General features: G+C 74.3%; 15 protein-coding genes. 7 read left to right on the forward strand and 8 right to left on the reverse strand.

Annotated elements, in window-relative coordinates; all coding sequences use genetic code 11:
- Positions 1-29: 29 nt before the first annotated feature.
- Entirely contained in the window at positions 30-974 is a 945-nt protein-coding gene (locus ACZ6Q9_RS18495; protein WP_393264779.1) for a Ppx/GppA phosphatase family protein, read from the reverse strand.
- A gap of 74 nt (positions 975-1,048) precedes the next feature.
- On the opposite strand from ACZ6Q9_RS18495, the gene ACZ6Q9_RS18500 reads away from it, so the two are divergent.
- Positions 1,049-1,858, forward strand: a complete 810-nt coding sequence (locus ACZ6Q9_RS18500) for a DUF3109 family protein (RefSeq protein ID WP_393264776.1) — start codon at positions 1,049-1,051, stop codon at positions 1,856-1,858.
- Positions 1,859-1,922: 64 nt separating this feature from the next.
- Here the strand turns inward: ACZ6Q9_RS18500 and ACZ6Q9_RS18505 are convergent, their stop codons facing one another.
- Together ACZ6Q9_RS18505 and ACZ6Q9_RS18510 are read right to left on the reverse strand one after the other, a co-directional pair.
- The gene (locus ACZ6Q9_RS18505; protein ID WP_350707007.1) at positions 1,923-2,606 is read right to left on the reverse strand and encodes a response regulator transcription factor; all 684 of its coding nucleotides are present in this window, start codon (positions 2,604-2,606) and stop codon (positions 1,923-1,925) included.
- Between the two features lie 23 nt (positions 2,607-2,629).
- On the reverse strand, positions 2,630-3,916 hold the full coding sequence (locus tag ACZ6Q9_RS18510) for a sensor histidine kinase (protein WP_393457352.1): 1,287 nt from the start codon (positions 3,914-3,916) through the stop codon (positions 2,630-2,632).
- A gap of 198 nt (positions 3,917-4,114) precedes the next feature.
- Here ACZ6Q9_RS18510 and phoU point away from each other — a divergent pair, with 198 nt between their 5' ends.
- Positions 4,115-4,768: a phosphate signaling complex protein PhoU gene (phoU, locus tag ACZ6Q9_RS18515; protein WP_393457349.1), complete on the forward strand. Its 654-nt coding sequence runs from the start codon at positions 4,115-4,117 to the stop codon at positions 4,766-4,768.
- Between the two features lie 68 nt (positions 4,769-4,836).
- Here the strand turns inward: phoU and ACZ6Q9_RS18520 are convergent, their stop codons facing one another.
- Positions 4,837-5,604 carry a phosphoglyceromutase gene (locus tag ACZ6Q9_RS18520; protein ID WP_393264769.1) on the reverse strand — a complete coding sequence of 256 codons (768 nt, stop codon included), beginning with the start codon at positions 5,602-5,604 and terminating at the stop codon, positions 4,837-4,839.
- A 151-nt stretch (positions 5,605-5,755) separates the two neighbouring features.
- Here ACZ6Q9_RS18520 and ACZ6Q9_RS18525 point away from each other — a divergent pair, with 151 nt between their 5' ends.
- Complete coding sequence (locus ACZ6Q9_RS18525) at positions 5,756-7,138, forward strand: MDR family MFS transporter (RefSeq protein WP_396829090.1); 1,383 nt, start codon at positions 5,756-5,758, stop codon at positions 7,136-7,138.
- Between the two features lie 125 nt (positions 7,139-7,263).
- Positions 7,264-8,571, forward strand: a complete 1,308-nt coding sequence (locus tag ACZ6Q9_RS18530; RefSeq protein ID WP_396829091.1) for an MFS transporter — start codon at positions 7,264-7,266, stop codon at positions 8,569-8,571.
- A gap of 450 nt (positions 8,572-9,021) precedes the next feature.
- Here the strand turns inward: ACZ6Q9_RS18530 and ACZ6Q9_RS18535 are convergent, their stop codons facing one another.
- The 3 genes from ACZ6Q9_RS18535 to mshA all read right to left on the reverse strand — a co-directional run bounded on the left by ACZ6Q9_RS18535 (position 9,022) and on the right by mshA (position 12,117).
- Positions 9,022-9,894, reverse strand: a complete 873-nt coding sequence (locus tag ACZ6Q9_RS18535; protein WP_396829181.1) for a hypothetical protein — start codon at positions 9,892-9,894, stop codon at positions 9,022-9,024.
- Between the two features lie 190 nt (positions 9,895-10,084).
- Positions 10,085-10,684, reverse strand: coding sequence for a YbjN domain-containing protein (locus tag ACZ6Q9_RS18540; protein WP_396829092.1), 600 nt, complete (start codon positions 10,682-10,684; stop codon positions 10,085-10,087).
- A gap of 77 nt (positions 10,685-10,761) precedes the next feature.
- Complete coding sequence (gene mshA, locus ACZ6Q9_RS18545; protein WP_396829093.1) at positions 10,762-12,117, reverse strand: D-inositol-3-phosphate glycosyltransferase; 1,356 nt, start codon at positions 12,115-12,117, stop codon at positions 10,762-10,764.
- Between the two features lie 182 nt (positions 12,118-12,299).
- Here mshA and ACZ6Q9_RS18550 point away from each other — a divergent pair, with 182 nt between their 5' ends.
- Positions 12,300-13,064 carry an SDR family NAD(P)-dependent oxidoreductase gene (locus ACZ6Q9_RS18550; protein ID WP_396829094.1) on the forward strand — a complete coding sequence of 255 codons (765 nt, stop codon included), beginning with the start codon at positions 12,300-12,302 and terminating at the stop codon, positions 13,062-13,064.
- Positions 13,065-13,083: 19 nt separating this feature from the next.
- Positions 13,084-13,881, forward strand: coding sequence for a class I SAM-dependent methyltransferase (locus ACZ6Q9_RS18555; protein WP_396829095.1), 798 nt, complete (start codon positions 13,084-13,086; stop codon positions 13,879-13,881).
- Positions 13,882-13,902: 21 nt separating this feature from the next.
- Here ACZ6Q9_RS18555 and ACZ6Q9_RS18560 read toward each other — a convergent pair whose 3' ends face one another.
- Positions 13,903-14,994 (reverse strand): UDP-N-acetylmuramate dehydrogenase, encoded by a 1,092-nt coding sequence (locus ACZ6Q9_RS18560; protein WP_396829096.1) that lies wholly within the window; start codon positions 14,992-14,994, stop codon positions 13,903-13,905.
- Positions 14,995-15,064: 70 nt separating this feature from the next.
- On the opposite strand from ACZ6Q9_RS18560, the gene ACZ6Q9_RS18565 reads away from it, so the two are divergent.
- Positions 15,065-15,826 (forward strand): maleylpyruvate isomerase family mycothiol-dependent enzyme, encoded by a 762-nt coding sequence (locus ACZ6Q9_RS18565; RefSeq protein WP_396829097.1) that lies wholly within the window; start codon positions 15,065-15,067, stop codon positions 15,824-15,826.
- Positions 15,827-16,060 lie beyond the last annotated feature (234 nt).

A 16,060-nucleotide genomic window follows, 5' to 3' on the forward strand; every position in this document is an offset into this window, starting at 1 on the left:
TCATGACGAGAACCCGCAAAGCGCCCGTATCACCCGGAACCGAGCTGGTCGAGCCGGCGCAGGATCACCCCCTCGCGCAGCGCCCACGGGCAGATGTCCAGCGCCTCCACGTCCAGCCGGCGCATCGCCGCCTCGGCGACCACCGCCCCGGCGAGCAACTGGTGGGCCCGGCCCGCGCTGACCCCCTCCAGCTCGACGAGCTGGGCCGGCGGGATGTGCCGGATGAACCCGAGCACCTGCCGCAGCCCGCGGCGGGTGAGCCGGCGGGGGGCCCACAGGCCCGCGCCGGAGGGGGCCGCACCGGCCAGCCGGGCCAGGGTCCGGAACGTCTTCGAGGTGGCCACCGGCCGCTCCCAGCCCACCGCGGTCATCCGCGCGACGACGGGCTCCAGCAGGCCGTCGGCGTACGCCCGCAGCTCGTCGACCGCCTCGGCCGGCGGCGGCGCCGCGCTGTCCGGTTCCACCCGGAGCCGGTCCCGGGTCAGCCGGCCGGCGCCGAGCGGCAGCGACACCGCCTCGTCCGGGTCCTCGTCGATGCCGGCCGCGATCTCCAGTGAGCCGCCGCCGATGTCCAGCACCAGCAGCCGCCCCGCCGACCAGCCGAACCAGCGCCGCACCGCGAGGAAGGTCAGCCGCGCCTCGTCCGCGCCCGGGAGCACCTCCAGGCGTACGCCGGCCTCCTCGCGGACCCGGGCGAGCACCTCGGGGGCGTTGGTGGCGTCCCGCACGGCGGAGGTGGCGAACGCGATCAGGTCGTCGGCGTCCAGCCCGTCGGCGGCCGCCCTGGCCATGCTGACCGCCTTGACCAGGCCGTCCGCGCCCGCCTCGGTGAGCGCGCCGTCCGGGCCGATCTGCTCGGCGAGCCGCAGCACCACCTTCTCCGAGTGCGCCGGCCACGGGTGCGCGCCGTGGTGGGCGTCGACCACCAGCAGGTGCACCGTGTTGGAACCGACGTCGAGGACACCCAGTCGCATGTCCAAGACACTAGGGGCAACGCGATCGCGCGGCTCGGCGGACCGGGCCGGGCTCCGGGCGTACGCTGGGCCGGGTGACAGGGCAGATCGAACTCCGAGTGCTGGTGGACGACCCGGACGACCCGCGCAGCCGCGAGGTCCCGCTGGACTTCCCGCGGGAGTGGATCGAGTTCGCCGACCCGGCGGACGAGAACCATCTGGTCCGGGCCGACCTGACCTGGCTGCTCTCCCGCTGGACGTGCGTCTTCGGCCGGGGCTGCCACGGCATCGTCGCCGGCCGGGCCGCCGACGGCTGCTGCTCGCACGGCGCGTTCTTCACCGACTCGGACGACGAGCAGCGGGTCCGGGCCGCGGTGAAGCGGCTGAGCCCGGCGACGTGGCAGCACCACCGTCGCGGGTTCAAGAACTGGACCGAGAACGACACCATCGACGGCAAGAACCCGGCCCGCCGCACCGCCACCCAGGCGGAGGACGGCCCGTGCGTCTTCCTCAACGACGCCGGTTTCCCGGGCGGCGCCGGCTGCGCGCTGCACGCCCAGGCGCTGCGCGACGGGGTGCACCCGCTGGAATACAAGCCGGACGTCTGCTGGCAGTTGCCGATCCGCCGCGACCAGGAGTGGGTCAAGCGGCCGGACAACACCAAGGTGCTGGTCTCCACGCTGGCCGAGTTCGACCGGCGGGGGTGGGGCGCCGGCGGGCACGACCTGGACTGGTGGTGCACCTCCTCCACCGACGCGCACGTCGGCGCCGAGCCGATGTACGTCTCCTACGGCCCGGAGCTGACCGCGCTCATCGGCGCGCCCGCGTACGCGAAGCTGGCCGAGCTGTGCGGCGCGCGCAGCCGGCAGGGCATGGTCGCCCCGCACCCGGCCGACGGCGCCTGACCGACGCCGCACCACGTACGAAAGGGGCCCGCGCCGGCGCGGGCCCCTTTCGCGCGTACGCCGATCAGGGCTCGAACTTGTAGCCCAGGCCCCGCACGGTGACGATGAAGCGCGGCGCGGACGGCTCCGGCTCGATCTTGGAGCGCAGCCGCTTGACGTGCACGTCGAGGGTCTTGGTGTCACCGACGTAGTCGGCACCCCAGACCCGGTCGATGAGCTGCCCCCGGGTCAGCACCCGGCCGGCGTTGCGCAGCAGCAGCTCCAGCAGCTCGAACTCCTTGAGCGGAAGCTGCACCGGGGCGCCGTCGACGGTCACCACGTGCCGCTCGATGTCCATCCGGACGGGGCCGGCGGCCAGCGTCGGCGCGCCCGACTCGGCGACCTCGGAGCTCTGCCGGCGCAGCACCGCCCGGATCCGGGCGACCAGCTCCCGCGGCGAGTACGGCTTCGTCACGTAGTCGTCGGCGCCGATCTCCAGGCCGACCACCTTGTCGATCTCGCTGTCCCGCGCGGTGACCATGATGATCGGCACGTGCGAGCGCTGTCGGAGCTGCCGGCACACCTCGGTGCCGGACATCTCGGGCAGCATCAGGTCGAGCAGCACGATGTCGGCGCCGGTCCGGTCGAACTCGGTGAGGGCGGAGGGGCCCGTCGCGGCGACGGACACCTCGAAGCCCTCCTTGCGGAGCATGTACGACAGGGCGTCGGAGAACGACTCCTCGTCCTCGACCACCAGAACGCGGCTCAACGGGGATTTCCTTTCCATTGCTGTCAGACCTGCCGGAGCTCGGCCGGGCCGGCCTCGATCCCAGCAGACGGCAGTGTCGCCAGGATCTCGTCGGGGGGACGGGCGGGCAGCCGCAGGGTGAACGTCGACCCACCACCAAGAGTGCTCGACACCTCGACCCGCCCGCCATGGTTGCCGGCGATGTGTTTGACGATGGCGAGCCCCAGCCCGGTGCCGCCGGTCGACCGGGACCGCGCCTGGTCGGCCCGGTAGAAGCGCTCGAAGATGCGGTCGACGTCGGTCGGGCCGATACCGATGCCCTGGTCGGCGACGGCGATCTCCACGTGTTCGTCGTCGGCGCGGGCGGTGATCCGGACGGTCGTGTCCTCGCCCGAGTAGTTGATGGCGTTCTCGACCAGGTTCGACACCGCCGTGGCGAGCTGGGTGTCGCTGCCGTGGACCGTGAGCCCCCGTTCCCCCTCGACGACCACGTCGATGCGGCGGGCGGCGGCGGAGGTGCGGGTCCGGTCGATCACCTCGGCGACCACCCAGTCGACGGCGACCGGCTCCGGGGGCGGCTGCGCCTCGGCGCCCTGGAGCCGGGTCAGCTCCAGCAACTCCTGCACCAGGCGCCCCAGCCGGGTCGACTCGTGCTGGATCCGCTCGGCGAAGCGTCGGGCGGCGACCAGGTCCTCGGAGAGGTCGGGCGCGCCCGCGCCGGCCGGCTCGGTGGCGTCGAGCAGCGCCTCGGCGAGGAGTTGCAGGGCGCCGATGGGGGTCTTCAGCTCGTGGCTGACGTTGGCCACGAAGTCCCGGCGCACCCGGGCCAGCCGGTGCGACTCGGTGACGTCCGCCGCCTCCACCGCGATGTAGCCCGCGCCGAGTCCCATCGCCCGCAGGTGCACCCCGAGCGGGTTCACCCCGGTGTTGTCGCGGCCCCGCGGCAGGTCCAGCTCGATCTCGCGCCGCACGCCGGTGCGCCGGACCTGCCCGGCGAGCGTACGGATCAGGGGGTGGGCGGCGATCGAGCCGGGGGTCGGGCCGGTGCGGAGCAGCCCCATCGCGCGGGCGGCGGGGTTGACCAGGACGGGCAGGTCGTCGGGGTCGAGCACCACCACGCCGGCGCGGAGCGAGTCGATGGTCCGGCGGCCGAGCCCGGACTGCGGATCCTCGGCTATCGGGAGCCTCCCACGCGTGAGGGGGAAGCCCGGCCGGCTCCCCGTCGAGGTGGAGCGCCCGCCCAGCCCGGGTACGAACCGGGGCAGCAGCACCCCGGCGACCAGTCCGGCCACCAGCCCCACGGCCAACGCGACCGTCACCGCCCACTCCACCCGGCGATCGTAGGGCGATTGTTAACCTGGCAACCACTACAAATAGGGCAAATCACGCTCGCTTCCGGGAAAGTTCACTCCCGCGTCCGGCGTCGTTCACCGTGGTTCATCTGTGGTCCGTCCGTCCGACCTACCGTGGGCGGCGCACCTGCTCCCTCGCCGCCCTCCGGCGGCGACCACCGACCACAGGACGTGACAATGCGCGACGAGTTCCGGGCTGACCTGCAGATCGTCAGCCAACTGCTGGTGGACATGGCGGAGGGGGTCCGGGCCGCGATGCGGCAGGCCACCCGCGCCCTGCTCACCGCGGACCGCCGGGCGGCCGAGACGGTGATCGAGCGGGACGCCGAGATCGACGACCTCTACCGGCACGTCGAGGAGCGGGTCTGCGACCTGCTCGCCCGGCAGGCGCCGGTCGCCTCCGACCTGCGCGCGATGATCACCGCGCTGCACGTCGCGGCCGACCTGGAGCGGATGGGCGACCTGGCCGACCACGTCGCCAAGACGGCCCTGCGCCGGCACCCGTCGCCGGCCGTGCCGGCCGAGCTGCGGCCGATCTTCACCGACATGGCCGCCACCGCCGACCGGATGGCCGTCAAGATCGGCTCGGTGCTCGCCAAGCCCGACGCCGACCTCGCCGCCGAACTGGACCGCGACGACGACACCATGGACGACCTGCACCGGAGCCTGTTCGGGGTGCTGCTCGGCGACGACTGGCCGTACGGCGTGGAAACCGCCATCGACGCCACCCTGCTCGGCCGCTTCTACGAGCGCTTCGCCGACCACGCCGTCAACGCCGGCGAGCAGGTGGTCTACCTGATCACCGGCCAGACCCCGCCCACCGCGAGCTGAGTTGTAAGGAAGGGCCCCTTGTTAACGCTATGCGTTAACAAGGGGCCCTTCCTTGCACGGCACGTGGGTCAGCGGCCCTGGTTGGCTACAGCGGCGGCGGCCGCCTTGGCGGCGGTCGGGTCGAGGTAGGTGCCGCCCAGCGTCAGGGGGCGCAGGTGCGGGTCGAGGTCGTAGCGCAGCGGGATCCCGGTCGGGATGTTGAGCTTGGCGATCGCCTCGTCGGAGATCTGGTCCAGGTGCTTGACCAGGGCACGCAGCGAGTTGCCGTGCGCGGCCACCAGCACCGTCCGGCCGGCCAGGATGTCCGGCACGATCGAGTCGTACCAGTAGGGCAGCATCCGCTCGACGACGTCCTTGAGGCACTCGGTGCGCGGCATCAGCTCGCTGGGCAGCAGCGCGTAGCGCGGGTCGCCCACCTGCGAGAACTCGTCGTCGTCCGCGATCGGCGGCGGCGGCGTGTCGTACGAGCGGCGCCAGAGCATGAACTGCTCCTCGCCGTACTCCTCCAGGGTCTGCTTCTTGTTCTTGCCCTGCAACGCGCCGTAGTGCCGCTCGTTGAGCCGCCACGACCGCCGCACGGCGATCCAGTGCCGGTCGGCCGCGTTGAGCGCCAGCTCGGCGGTGCGGATCGCGCGGCGCATGACGCTGGTGTGCACCACGTCAGGCAGCAGGCTGTGCTCGCGCAGCAGCTCGCCGCCGCGGCGCGCCTCGTTCTCGCCCTTCTCGGTCAGGTCGACGTCGACCCAGCCGGTGAAGAGGTTCTTGGCGTTCCAGTCGCTCTCGCCGTGCCGCAGCAGGACCAGCGTCCCGACGGTGGGCCCCTCGCTCGCAGTCATGCCGATCATCCTGCCGCACCCGGCGCGGGGACACGCGGGCGGTGGTCGTGACGACCACCACGTGGAAAAGGCGGTGACCGGAAAACTGGCCCCACACTAGGTTGTAAGGCGCAACAATCAGGACGGTCATTACGCGAGCGGGGGCGCCGACGTGCGGACGATGCGGGGTTGGTTCCGGGACACGACAGGTGGCCTGCCGGTCACCTTCTGGTACCTCTGGGCCGGCACGCTGATCAACCGGCTCGGCTCGTTCGTCCTGGTCTTCCTCGCCATCTACCTGACCCAGGAGCGCGACTTCTCCGCGTCGCAGGCGGGCCTCGTGATCGGCCTGTGGGGTGTCGGCGGCGCGGTCGGCACCACCGTCGGCGGCACCCTGACCGACCGCTGGGGCCGCCGGCCGACCCTGCTCACCGCGCACCTCGGCGCGGCCACCATGATGCTCGCCCTCGGCTTCGCCCGGGAACTCTGGGCGGTGGCGCTCGGCGCGCTGCTGCTCGGCATGTTCGCCGAGGCCGCCCGCCCGGCGTTCGGGGCGATGATGATCGACGTGGTGCCGGAGAAGGACCGGCTGCGCGCCTTCTCGCTGAACTACTGGGCGATCAACCTCGGCTTCGCCTGCGCCGCCGTCCTCGCCGGCCTCGCCGCCGAGGCCGGCTACCTGCTGCTCTTCGTGGTCGACGCGACCACCACCGTGATCACCGCGCTGATCATCTTCGCCAAGGTCGGCGAGACCCGGCGGGCCCCCGCCGTCGGCGCCCGCCACAAGGGCCCCGGGGCGCCGGCCGGGGCGCTGCGCACCATCCTGGCCGACCGCGTCTACCTGGGCTTCGTGGCGCTCAACCTGTTCGGCGCGCTGGTCTTCCTCCAGCACATCTCGATGCTGCCGATCGCGATGGGCGACTCCGGCCTGAGCCCCGCCACGTACGGCTCGGTGATCGCGCTCAACGGGGTGCTGATCGTGGTCGGCCAGCTCTTCGTACCCCGGCTGATCAAGGGCCGGAGCCGGTCGCACGTGCTCGCCCTCGCCTCCGTGGTGATGGGCGTCGGGTTCGGTCTCACCGCGTTCGCGGACGCGGCCTGGTTCTATGGCCTGACCGTGCTGATCTGGACCGTCGGCGAGATGCTCAACTCGCCGTCCAACGCCACCCTGATCGCCGAGCTCTCCCCCGCCGAGCTGCGCGGCCGCTACCAGGGCGTGTTCTCGCTCTCCTGGCAGGTCGCCGGCGCCGTCGCGCCGGTCCTCGGCGGCCTGGTCCGCGAGCAGGCCGGCAACGGCGAGCTCTGGCTCGGCTGCGCGTTGATCGGCGGGCTGATGGCGATCGCCCACCTGGTCTCCGGCCCGGCCCGGGAACGGCGGGCCGTCGCCCTGCGCGGGGCCACCGGGACCGTCGTGCCGGTGGTGGCGGTCCGACCGCCCGCGCCGGAGGCGGCCGAGGCGGCGGCCACCGCGCCCGCCGAGCCGCTGGTGCCCGGCGCGGACGCCGGCCCGCCTGCCGACCCGCGACGGACGGCCGAGTCGAGCGGCGTGCGGTGAGTTGGGCGCGCACTCCGGGCCGGCCCGACCGGCGTGCGGTGATCAGCGACACGCTGGCGCGCCGGACCCGGGCTTCCTACGGTCGAGCCTGAACCGTTAACAAACACAACTGTCTGGAGGGACGGGTGCGGGCCCTGCGTCGTTGGCTGGACGACACCGCGGGCGGCCTCCCCGCCACCTTCTGGTACCTCTGGGCCGGCCTGCTGATCAACCGGGCCGGCGCCTTCGCGATGCTCTTCCTGTCGCTCTACCTGACCGATGCGCGCGGCGCGAGCGCGGCGCTGGCGGGCACGGTGGTCGGGGCGTACGGGCTGGGCGGGGCGGGCGGCGTGCTGCTCGGCGGGGTGCTGGCCGACCGGTGGGGACGCCGGGCCACCCTGCTCGCCGCCCACCTGGTCACCGCCGGGCTCATGGTCGCCCTGGCCTTCAGCCGGCACCTGGTGGTGATCGCCGTGCTCGCCGCCCTGGTCGGGTTGGCGCACTCGATGCCCAGCCCCGCCTTCGTCGCGGCGATCGTCGACGTGGTGCCCGAGCGGCGCCGCGCCCGCGCGTTCAACCTCCAGTTCTGGGCGTTCAACCTCGGCATGGCGGTGGCCTCACTGCTGGCCGGCCTGCTCGCCGAGGCCAGCTTCCTCGCGCTCTTCCTGGTCGACGCCGCCGCCACCCTGGTCGCGGCCCTGGTGATCGCCTGGAAGGTCCCGGAGACGCTGGCGCGGGTGCGGGTCGGCCGGGCGGCGGGACACCGGGAGCGGGCGGCGCGGCGGCGGGGGCGTCCGCGCCCGCCCGGGCTGCACACGGCCCTGATGGACCGCACCTTCCTCACCTTCGTGGGCCTGACCTTCGTGCTGGCCGTGCTGACCATGCAGACCTCGACGATCATGCCGCTGGCGATGCGGACGGACGGGCTGCGCCCGTCGGCGTACGGCGCGGTGGTCGCGCTCGGCGGGGTGCTGATCGTGGTGGGGCAGCTCTTCGTGCCGAGGCTGATCGAGCGGCACCGCAAGCACCACGTCCTGGCCGTGTCGACCGTGCTGCTGGCGGCCGGCTTCGCCGTCCTCGCCGTCGCCGACGACCTGGCGGTGTACCTGGCCGCGGCGCTGGTCTGGACGGTCGGCCAGATGCTCGCCGCCCCGCCGAACGCCCAGATCAACGCCGACCTCGCCCCGCCCGAGCTGCGCGCCCGCTACCAGTCGGTGTTCTACCTGGCATTCCCGGCGGCGTCGTTCGTGGCGCCCACGCTCGGCGGGGTGAGCCTGCAGTACCTCGGGGACGGGCACTGGCTCGTCGTCGGCGGGTTGGGGCTGCTGGCGGCCGGCTGCCACCTGCTGACGGGCCCGTCCCGCGACCGCCGGGTGGCCGCCCTCCGCGCCGCCCACACCCAGGCCCGCCCCCGGCCCGCGGCCCCGGCCCGGACGCCCGCACCGGCGCGCTGACCCGTACGGCCGGGGGCGGTCAGGAAGGGCCGGCATCGCCGCGCACCCGGCGAGAGACGGGCGCGTCCCCCGAGGAAAGCAGAGCGCCCATCACGGCCTGTGGTCGTGATGGGCGCTCGCACGGTATGACCGGCGGCGGCGGGCGATACCCACCCCCGTAGGCGTCGCCCGCTCGCGCCGCCGGTCCAAACAGGTGGCCACCGTCCCCCAACGGTGTTGTTCCACCCGTCCCCTGCGCCTCGCTCGGTGCACGGATCTGATCGATCCGCCGCTCCCCCGAACGTTTCCGAGCGTGGCGCGGTGCAATAAAGTTAGTTCGCCCGGATTCCCGATTCAAGCTGGATCGGCTGTCTCGCCGGTCACAGCACCCGGTGTCCCACCCGGATGTCGCTGCCTCGGTCCTCCGTCGTGGCAAACAGCGGATACCCGTCGGCCATTCCCCCAAACACGTCAGGCGTCCTCACGATCTGGGGATTCCGTACGGAAGAAGTTGCTGGGCCGGCCGTCGCGGAGCTGCTCCTGGTAGATCAGGTTCAGCTTGCGATCGTCGAAGGTGCGGAACCACTCGTCCCAGGTGATCTCGCGTATCCGGCTGCTCTCCCGGTAACCGGGGATGTTGAACGTGAGCACGCCGGCCCGGCCCTCCCGCTCGGTACCCGCGATCGTCGCCGGCTTCGCGCCGCGCTCCTGCGCCCAGCGCCGGATCACGTCGTGGTTCGCGGTGACCAGACTGCGGCCGGGGCGCTCGGGCCGGTCGGCGGTCGAGGTGATCACCTGCGAGGAACGCACCGACCGCGAGGAGGCTCGGCCGGTCCGGACCGGGGTCGCCTTCGTCGCCGTACCGCCGCGCGCCACGCCGGCCCGCGACGACGCCGGCGCGGACGTCCTCGCTGCCGTGGTCTTCCGGGCCGCCGCCGTGGTGGTCTTCCGGGCCGGCGCGATCTTCTTCGCGGGCGCGGTCTTCTTCGCCGCCGCCTTCTTGGCGGGGGCCGTCTTCTTGGCGGGGGCCGCCTTCGCGGCGGCCTTCCGGGCCGGGGCCTTCTTCGCCGGGGCGGTCTTGTTCGCGGCCTTCGCCCGGCTCGGGGCGGCCTTGCCCGCGGCACGTCCGGCAGCCGCCTTCTTCGTGGCGGCGGCCCGGCCGGCCGATGCCTTCGTCCCCGTCGCGCGGCCGGCGGGGCCGGTGCTGCGGCGGGCGGCGCCGCCCGCCGGGCGCTCCGCACGCAGGGTCCGCGCCAGCGTCTTCACCAGTTCCGGCTTGCGCAGCGCGGAGATCCCGGAGACCCCGCGCCGGCGCAACTGCCCCCGGATCTCGTCCACCTTCATCCGCGAGATGTCGGACTCGGAGATCCCCGGCGTGTTCGGGGTCTGGTTGCCCGCCTGCCGTTTCGTCCTGGTCGCAGTCCCGCCGCGACCTGAGCTGTTCCGCTGAGCCATGGGATGCTCACGCTCCTCGACAGTTGGTCCTCGGCGCGCGGCGGGTCCCAGTGCCGCACCGCGCGGTGCGGCATACCCGTCAGGACCGGTCCGAACCTCCCGCCGGGACACCCGCACCGGGAGCGCCGCCCCCGGTGCCGGCGGCCCCCGCGGAGCCCGCGTCGCCAGCGGGGCCGGCGGCGGCCGGGGACGGCTCGAAGAGGTGCGCGAACGCCGCGAGGTTCGCGGTGGATTCGCCCCGCTTGACCCGCCACTCCCACTCCCGGCGGATCGAGCTGCCGAAGCCGATCTCCAGCATCGTGTCGAAGGACTCGTCGGCGTACGTCAGCACCGCGCCGAGCAGCCGGTCCAGCTCGTCGGCGTCGATCCCCGCCGGGTTGACCCGGCCGGTCAGGTAGACGTCGCCGACCGCGTCGACGGAGAAGGACACCGCGTACATCCGGGCGTTGCGCTGCAACAGCCAGGCCCACAGCTCCTCGCGGCGCTCGTCCGGTTGGCGCATCACGAACGCCTCGACCCGCAGCGCGTGCTCACCGACGATCAGGTTGCAGACCGTCTTCAGCTTGTGGGTGCCCGGCAGCGTGACCGCGTACGAGCCCGGGCCGGTCGACTCCCAGGCCAGCTCCCGCTCGTCGCAGACCGCCTCGATCAGGGCCGCCAGATCGTCCTTCGCGCTCATCGGCCCACTCTACGGCCGCCCACGCCCCGGCACGGGGGTGGCGGCGGACGGCCCGCCGCCACCGGCGACCGGGCCCGTCACCAGGAGCAGGACATCGCCGCGTCACCGGCCAGTTCGGAGGCGAGCCGGGCCCGGTGGTCGGCGATCGCCTCGCCGTAGACGGCGAGCAGCCCCGAGGCCGTCCGCTGCCAGGAGAACGCGCGGGCGTGCCGGGCCGCGCCCCGGGACAGCTCGGCCCGGCGCCGCCGGTCGGGCAGCAGGCGGCCGAGCGTACGGGCCCAGTCGACCGGGTCGTGGCCGTCGACGAGCAGGCCGCTGACCTGGTCCCGGACCGCGGTCACCAGCCCGCCGACGGCGGCGGCCACCACCGGCGTGCCACAGGCCTGGGCCTCCAGCGCCACCAGCCCGAAGGACTCGTTGTGCGACGGCACCGCCACCAGGTCGGCCGCCCGGTACAGGGCGGGCAGGTCGTCGCCCGTCTGCGGCGGCAGGAACCGCACCCGGTCGGCGACGCCGAGCGAGGCGGCCAGCTCCATCAGGGCGGTCGGGCGGTCCAGGCCGCTGCCGCTGGGGCCGCCGCAGATCACCACGGTCACCTCGTCGGCGAGCGCCGGGTCGCGCTCGCGCAGCGCGGCCACCGCGCGGACGAGCACGTCCGGGGCCTTCAGCGGCTGGATGCGGCCGACGAAGGCCACCACGTACCCGGTGGCGGGCAGCCCGAGTCGGCGGCGGGCGGCGCGCTGGCGCCCCTCGGGGGCGGGGCGGAACCGGTCCAGGTCCACGCCGGGCTCGACGATCGCCACCTGGGTCGGGTCCGCGTCGTACCGGTCGATCAGGTCCCGGGCCTCGACCGCGGTGTTCGCGACGAGCCGGTCGGCCTCGGCGACCACCTGCTCCTCGCCGATGACGCGGGCCTTGGGTTCCGGCCGGTCCCCGGCGGCGAGCTGGGCGTTCTTGACCTTCGCCAGGGTGTGCGCGGTGTGCACCAGCGGCACGCCCCAGCGCTCCTTGGCCAGCCAGCCGACCTGGCCCGAGAGCCAGTAGTGGGAGTGGATCAGGTCGTAGTGGCCCGGTGGGCGGGACGCCTCGGCGCGCAGCACGCCGGCGGTGAAGGCGCAGAGCTGACCCGGCAGCTCCTCCTTCGTGAGCCCTTCGAGCGGGCCGGCGGTGACGTGCCGGACGTGCACGCCGGGGGCCGTCTCGACGACCGGGGGCAGGTCGCCGGAGGTCGCCCGGGTGAAGATCTCCACCTCGACGTCCGCCTCGGCGAGCCGCCGCGCGACCTCCAGGATGTAGACGTTCATGCCGCCCGCGTCGCCGGTGCCCGGCTGGTGCAGGGGCGAGGTGTGCACCGAGACGGTGGCGATCCGCCGGGGGCGGGGCCACGGACGCGCACCGCGCTGACGACCCACACCGGTGTGCACTTCCGCCACGTCCGCTCCCTCTGTCACGGTTTATGCCGTCCCGCACGCCCGGCGCTTTTCGGACAACGTCCTCGCCGGATGTCATCTTCCCGATCCCGCCCCGCTGATGCGCGGGGGCGACCCCCGGGCGTGACGGACCTCATCACCGCGCCGAGGGCGCCCGGCGCGGCCGGCCGGGTGAGAATGGCCGGATGACCTCTGTCGCCGTCGTCACCGGAGCGTCCAGCGGGATCGGCGCGGCCACCGCCCGCCGGCTCGCCGCCGAGGGCTTCCACGTGCTCGCCGCCGCGCGGCGTACCGACCGGTTGGCCACCCTGATCGCGGAGATCGAGGCGGCGGGGGGCGCGGCCACCGCCGTGCCCTGCGACGTCACCTCCGACGAGTCGGTGGCCGGGCTCGCCGAGGTCGCGGCCGCTGCGCCGGGGCCGGTCACCCTGCTGGTCAACAACGCCGGCGGCGCGCGCGGCCTGGACCCGGTCGAGTCCGGGTCGGTCGGCGACTGGCAGTGGATGTACGACGTCAACGTGCTCGGCACGCTGCGCGTCACCCAGGCGTTGCTGCCCGCGCTGGAGGCGTCCGGGGCCGGCACCATCGTGATCGTCTCCTCGACCGCCGGCCTCACCGTCTACGAGGGCGGTGGCGGCTACACCGCCGCCAAGCACGCGCAGACGGCCGTCGCCGGCACCCTGCGCCTGGAGTTGTGCGGCCGTCCGGTCCGGGTGGTGGAGATCGACCCCGGCATGGTGAAGACCGACGAGTTCGGGCTGGTGCGCTTCGGCGGGGACGCCGAGAAGGCGGCGGCGGTCTACGCCGGGGTCGCCGAGCCGCTGGTCGCCGAGGACGTCGCCGACTGCGTCGCCTGGTGCGCGACCCGCCCGCAGCACGTCAACGTCGACCGCCTCGTGGTGCGCCCGCTGGCGCAGGCCGCCCAGCACAAGGTGCACCGGGTCGGCTGAGCCGGACCGGCAGCCGACGATGGCGGGCACGGCGTGGCACCGGCCGCTCGGCGTGGTGACCCGGGGGACGACCAACCCCAACCGGCTCCGCCGGGTGGACAACTGGATCGTCGAGACCTGCGGGAAGGCGCTGCGCGACGCCGCCGACCCGCTGGTGGTGGACCTCGGCTACGGCGCCACCCCGGTCACCGCCGTCGAGCTGCGCGCCCGGCTCGCCGCCGGGGTCCGCGCCGACGTGCGGGTGGTCGGGCTGGAGATCGATCCCGTACGCGTGGCCGCCGCCCAGCCCGCCGCCGACCCGCCCCGGCTGACGTTCGCCCGGGGCGGGTTCGAGCTGGCCGGGCTGCGTCCCGCCCTGGTTCGCGCGTTCAACGTCCTGCGCCAGTACGACGAGCACGAGGTGGCCGACGCCTGGCGGACGATGACCGCCGCGCTGGCCCCGGGCGGGCTGCTGGTGGAGGGCACCTGCGACGAGCTGGGCCGGCTCGGCGGCTGGGTGCTGCTCGACTCCGACGGCCCCCGGACGCTCACCCTGGCCGCGAAGCTCACCACCCTGGGCACCCCGGCGGAACTGGCCGAACGGCTGCCCAAGGCGCTCATCCACCGCAACGTCCCCGGCGAGCGGATCCACGACCTGATCGGGGCGCTCGACGACGCCTGGCACGCCGCCGCCGGCTACGCCCCGTTCGGCCCCCGCCAGCGCTGGCTCCACGCGGTGTCCGCCGTACGCGCGTCGGGCTGGCCGATCCTCGACGGCCCCCGCCGCTGGCGCCACGGTGAGCTCACCCTCCCCTGGCCCGCCGTCGCCCCCACCTGACCGCGCCAGCCGCCGAGGGCATCAGATGGCGCAGTTGACGAGGACGGGTTCGGGGTGGAGGGTGACGCCGAAGCGGCGGTGGACGCCGTCGCGGATCTCCCGGGCCAGCTCGACCAGGGCGGCGGTGCTGGCGGTGCCGCCGCGGTTGGTCAGGGCGAGGGTGTGCTTGCCGGAGATGGCGGTGCCCTCCGGGCCCGGGTGGCCCTTGCCGAAGCCGGCCTTGTCGATCAGCCAGGCGGCGCTGATCTTCACCATGTCCCCGGGGCAGGGCCACGACGGCGGCTCGCCCAGGTCGGCGGCGCGCTCGCACAGCAGCTCGTACGCCGCGCGGTCCAGCACCGGGTTGGTGAAGAACGAGCCGACCGACCGGGTGTCCGGGTCGGTCGCGTCGAGCACCATGCCCTTGCCGGCGCGCAGCCGCAGCACCGTGGCCCGGGCGTCGGCCAGCGGCACCCGGTCCCCCACCTCCACGCCGAGCGCCCGGGCCAGCTCGGCGTAGCGCACCGGGCCGGACAGCGGCGAGCGGGCCAGCCGGAAGTCGACCGACAGCACCACCCAGCGGTCGCTGTACTTGAAGACGCTGGAGCGGTAGGCGAAGCCGCAGTCGGCGGCGGCGATCCGCCCGACCGTCCCGTCGACCCGGTCGTGGACCCGCACGCCGGTGATGGTCTCGGCGACCTCCTGCCCGTACGCGCCGACGTTCTGGATCGGGGTGGCGCCGGTCGAGCCGGGGATGCCGGAGAGGCACTCCAGACCGGACCAGCCGTTGGCCACGGTGGCGGCGACCAGGTCGTCCCAGGGCTCGCCGGCCTCGACGCGTACGGTGACGGTCGCGGCGTCCTCGTCGACCACCCGGAGGCCCCGGGAGCGGACCAGGACCACGGTGCCGGGGAAGCCGGCGTCACCGATCACCACGTTGCTGCCGCCGGCGAGGACCAGGACCGGCTCGTCCCGTTCGCCCGCCTCCCGCACCGCCCGGACGATCTCGTCCGCGTCGGTGCCGGCCACGACGCGTCCGGCCGGTCCACCCAGGCGCAATGTGGTGTATCGCGCCAGTTCGCACGTAGCGGCGGGTTCGGTGCCGGTTGTCGGCTGGGCGTAGACGTCAGACACGCCTTTCACCCTAGGCTGAGGGGTAGCCGCGGCGCCCACTGGTGGCCCGGTCACCCCCGGGAGGATGGCGATGAGCAGACTGCACGGCACGAAGGACTTCTGGATCGGTGCGCTCCGGGCGGAGGGCCCGGCGTTCGCCGCGGCCGTGGCGGAGGCGCCACCGGAGACCCCGGTGCTGTCCTGTCCCGGCTGGACCGTCGCCGACCTGACCCTGCACCTCGCCGCCATCTACCGCTGGGTGCGCTCGTTCGCGGGCGCCGGCGCGGCCAGCCGGCCGCCGGGCCGGCCCGAGCGGATCGAGCCGGAGGCCGGCGTCGCCCCGCTCCGGCTCTGGCAGCAGGAGTACGACCAGCTGATGACCCTCTTCGACGCCCTCGACCCCGAGGCCCCGGCCTGGAACTGGGCCCCCCAGCCGAAGAAGGCGGGCTTCTGGCCGCGCCGGATGGCGCACGAGACCGCGGTGCACCGCTGGGACGCCCAGCTGGCGATCGCCGCCGGTGAGCCGGTCGAGGCCAAGCTCGCCGCCGACGGGGTGAGCGAGGTGCTGGACACCTGGCTGCCCGCCGGCCGGCGCCGCACCGCCGGCCAGTGGCACGGGGTGGTGCAGCTCTCCGCGGTCGACGCCGCCCAGCAGTGGTTCCTCCGGCTGCGCGGCGAGGGGGTGGCCCTGCTGGACACCGCCACCATCTTCGACCACGACGACCGCCACGCCCGGGCGCAGGTCAGCGGCACGGCGAGCGACCTGCTGCTCGCGCTCTGGGGCCGGGTCAGCTTCGACACGCTCGACGTGGCCGGCGATCCCACCCTGCTCGAGGGTCTGCGCGTCGGCTGACCTCCGCGCGGAGCCGGGACCCGAGGGCTCCGCGCGGTTACGCCGCACGTCCGCCAGTGGCCGCCCCCGTCCCGGGGGCGGCCACTGGCGTCGCAGCCCTCGCCGGCTCCGGTCGGCGGCCAGCTCCGCCTCGGCCGTGCGGTCCGTGGCCGGCCCGGCTGCGGCGGTCTCCGTACGGCATTGAGAGCGCTCTCTTGACACCGCCCCCACCAGGCACCACCCTGTCGTGAGAGC

The sequence above is a fragment of the Micromonospora sp. NPDC049139 genome, assembly GCF_055586845.1.

What these genes read in the sequence shown, in the direction of transcription:
- ACZ6Q9_RS18495 (WP_393264779.1), bottom strand. Translation starts at nt 974, where the DNA reads ATGCGACTGGGTGTCCTCGACGTCGGTTCCAACACGGTGCACCTGCTG.
- phoU (WP_393457349.1), top strand. Translation starts at nt 4,115, where the DNA reads ATGCGCGACGAGTTCCGGGCTGACCTGCAGATCGTCAGCCAACTGCTG.
- ACZ6Q9_RS18520 (WP_393264769.1), bottom strand. Translation starts at nt 5,604, where the DNA reads ATGACTGCGAGCGAGGGGCCCACCGTCGGGACGCTGGTCCTGCTGCGG.
- ACZ6Q9_RS18535 (WP_396829181.1), bottom strand. Translation starts at nt 9,894, where the DNA reads ATGAAGGTGGACGAGATCCGGGGGCAGTTGCGCCGGCGCGGGGTCTCC.
- ACZ6Q9_RS18540 (WP_396829092.1), bottom strand. Translation starts at nt 10,684, where the DNA reads ATGAGCGCGAAGGACGATCTGGCGGCCCTGATCGAGGCGGTCTGCGAC.
- ACZ6Q9_RS18550 (WP_396829094.1), top strand. Translation starts at nt 12,300, where the DNA reads ATGACCTCTGTCGCCGTCGTCACCGGAGCGTCCAGCGGGATCGGCGCG.
- ACZ6Q9_RS18555 (WP_396829095.1), top strand. Translation starts at nt 13,084, where the DNA reads ATGGCGGGCACGGCGTGGCACCGGCCGCTCGGCGTGGTGACCCGGGGG.
- ACZ6Q9_RS18565 (WP_396829097.1), top strand. Translation starts at nt 15,065, where the DNA reads ATGAGCAGACTGCACGGCACGAAGGACTTCTGGATCGGTGCGCTCCGG.